The sequence below is a fragment of the Allobosea sp. P2_A10 genome (assembly GCF_056405115.1).
Window position 1 is genome coordinate 1 of record NZ_JBFUCS010000048.1, and the last position, 3,018, is coordinate 3,018.

3 protein-coding genes are annotated in these 3,018 nt (G+C 59.5%); all 3 read left to right on the forward strand.

The features are described from left to right. Positions 1 to 100: 100 nt before the first annotated feature. The 3 genes from AC1DZY_RS26445 (at position 101) to AC1DZY_RS26455 (ending at position 2,735) form a co-directional block, all read left to right on the forward strand. Positions 101 to 400 carry a hypothetical protein gene (locus tag AC1DZY_RS26445; protein WP_476823130.1) on the forward strand — a complete coding sequence of 100 codons (300 nt, stop codon included), beginning with the start codon at positions 101 to 103 and terminating at the stop codon, positions 398 to 400. Positions 401 to 771: 371 nt separating this feature from the next. After that, positions 772 to 1,653: a hypothetical protein gene (locus AC1DZY_RS26450; protein ID WP_476823131.1), complete on the forward strand. Its 882-nt coding sequence runs from the start codon at positions 772 to 774 to the stop codon at positions 1,651 to 1,653. A gap of 98 nt (positions 1,654 to 1,751) precedes the next feature. Then, positions 1,752 to 2,735: a L,D-transpeptidase family protein gene (locus tag AC1DZY_RS26455; protein WP_476823132.1), complete on the forward strand. Its 984-nt coding sequence runs from the start codon at positions 1,752 to 1,754 to the stop codon at positions 2,733 to 2,735. Positions 2,736 to 3,018: the final 283 nt, after the last annotated feature.

The window sequence follows — 3,018 nt, forward strand, 5'->3', positions numbered from 1 at the left end:
TGCCACCTGAGATGTCATCCACAACGGTGCCTACAACCCCGGCGTCGTCGACAGCCGGCAGCGATTAGCCGACTGTGAATCGATCATGCCGGAGAGGGTGATGCCATTTTCATCAATCGTCGCAGAGCCTGAGCAGCTTGCCCTTCTGGCCGCCGCATTCGACGAAGCGTGGGGGGCGATAAGCGCAACGTTCGCCGTTAGACCCGAGCTTCAAGTCGGCGCGAGAGAAAGGCTTGGCCGTGTACTAATTGAGATTTGGACCGACACTCCTGAAGCGGACTTGGCGGCGGCGGCTATCGAGCGGTTTTTCGTGACGAGTTCGGAAATTTCGCCATCGGAGCAACTCAAAATCTTCGATCTGAACAGTACAGCACCAACCTCTCCCGGCTTGCTGCCTTAACAATATATCGTCTATCTCATAGCAGTCTTGGACTAAATCCTCGCGACGCCGAAACGCACGGCGACAGCTGGCGCATTTATCGTGTCGGCAAGGTTTGCTTGTAAGAGAACGAAACCCACTTGCCCTAACTCAAATTGGGTTCCTCAGCTAGCCACCTGGCATCAGCGCGTCCACGCACATGAATCCGAGTGCCGACGTGCCCCGAATTTGTGCGCTTTGGAACCATTCTTACCGCTTCGCCGTTTTCGAGGTGCCACATATGTGGCAGCGCAGCGGGAGGGCATCATGAACGGAATTATCTACATCATCGGACTCATCGTGGTCGTCCTGGCCATCCTTTCGTTCCTTGGTCTTCGGTAAGGAGCTCGATCATGTCGATGACAACATCTGACATCATTGTCACACCCGGTGCCGCCAAGACACGTGCAGCCGGCTCCTACCTGGAATGGAGCGCCATATTCGGAGGCGCAGTCTTGTCCGCGGCCATCACGACCGTCATGGCCGCGTTTGGCTCTGCGATCGGCTTGTCATTGGTTTCCGCCGATACCGCGCGTTCTTCAGGCCTAGTTGCAATCGCGATAGCGACGGGACTTTGGGCTATCTGGATCACGGTGTCGGCTTGCGGTGCCGGTGGCTACCTCGCTGGCCGTATGCGCCGCCCCGCCAGCGACGCCAGCGATCATGAGCGTAACGTCCGTGACGGGGCGCATGGTCTGGTCGTGTGGGCAGCCGGCGCACTTCTGGTAACGTCGATCGCAACGTCGTCGTTGTTCGGAGCTGCCAAAACCGCCGTCTTGGGCGCTGCGGCAGCATCGGGCGGTGCTGCCGCGCTTCTCAGCCAGCAGTCCGATCCCCTGGGATCGGTTCTGGATTCAGTCATGAGGTCGACCGGCTCGACGCCTCCAACCGCAGCCGAGCGCGACGAAGCGTCTCGGATCTTTCTGACTGGCCTGACTTCCGGAAAACTTGAGCCGGGAGATCGCGATTACCTCGCATCACGCGTCGCGGCCCGAATGGGCATTCCGCAGCCTGAGGCCCAAAAGCGCGTCGATGAGGCCTATGCCAAGCTCGAGCAGGCCAAGGCGACAGCCAAACAAGCCGCGGACCGTGCTCGCAAGGCAGCCCTGATCACGGCGTTCATGACCGCGGCTGTGCTCCTTCTTGGCGCTGCCGCAGCATGGCTTGCCGCCCAGCTCGGCGGCAAACATCGCGACGAAGAGATCGATCTCGGCCCCCTGTTCGGGCGTCGATGAAGGAACCGGGCGAGCGGGGATAGCAACATCCTCGCTCGCCTCGTCGTAACGACACGCAAGGTAGCCAGTCGTCTGCCAGACCCGAGGTTATCAGACCGATGAACAACGCCAACCTACGCCTGGCGATTCTGGTGGCGATGCTGGGTTTCGGCGGCACTTCCGTCGGCGCTCTCACTGCCGACCAGATCAACGGCGCGCATTTCATCGATCGGCGACTGGAGCCACAACCCGGTCCCGACCCCTTCATCGTCAAAGCACAGGTTCTTCTCAGCCGACGCAGCATATCCCCTGGCGTGATCGACGGCGGCGATGGCGAGAATTTTCGCAAAGCCGTCGCGCAGTTCCGTCGGCAGGAACGACTTGGCGAAGGCGGTGAGATCGATGATCTGACATGGCTGGCGCTGGGCGGCGACACCGCGATCGACGTGGTCATCGAATACACGATCTCCGAAAAAGACGCCGCTTACGATTTCGCCCATGAGATCCCGCGCGATTACGCCAAGCAGGCCGAGATGAAGCGCCTCTCCTACACCAGCCCCCAAGAGATGCTCGGCGAGCGCTTTCACATGAGTGAGAAACTTCTCGATGCGCTCAACCCGGGAGCGACGCTTGCCGGAGCAGGCACGGTGATCCTGGTTGCATCAGCCAAACGCTCGCTCGAGAAGGGCAGCGCCGCACGTGTCGATGCGGTCAAAAATTCGGGAATGGTGCTGGTCTACGGCGCCAACGATCAGGTTCTGGCAAGTTACCCCGCAACAATCGGGAGCCAGAACACGCCTTCGCCTTCAGGCGATCACACGATCGAGCGGATCGCAAGGAACCCGAACTACACCTATAACCCTGAAAAGAACTTCCAGCAGGGCAAGAATACCGAGATTCTCGTCCTCCCCCCAGGGCCCAACGGCCCGGTTGGCACCATCTGGATCGCGCTCTCGAAGCCGACCTTCGGCATCCACGGAACCCCTGAACCCTCGCAGGTCAGCAAGACGACGTCGCATGGATGCGTCAGGCTTACCAACTGGGATGCCGAGGAGCTTGCTGATCTGGTAAAGCCCGGCGTGTTGGTGCGCTTCGTCGACTGACGTCGCGGTATGTTCACCGCAATTTCGCCTGCAAGGCGATGTGTAGCTTTCCTGAACAAATATTCACATAAGCTGTTGAATTCGCTCTATTTTTTTTAATTGGCGAGACGGAACATTGAGACCGGGCGCATGTTTATCGAGCAATGCCTCGATCGTGGGGATTGCCTCCACACCGAGCCATTGGAGGATAAATCCATGTTCAAGAAACTGGCCCTAATCGGCGCGCTTGCTCTCGTGCCCGCAGCCGCCTTCGCTCAGAACCCCCAGGGCGCTCAGGGTGGCG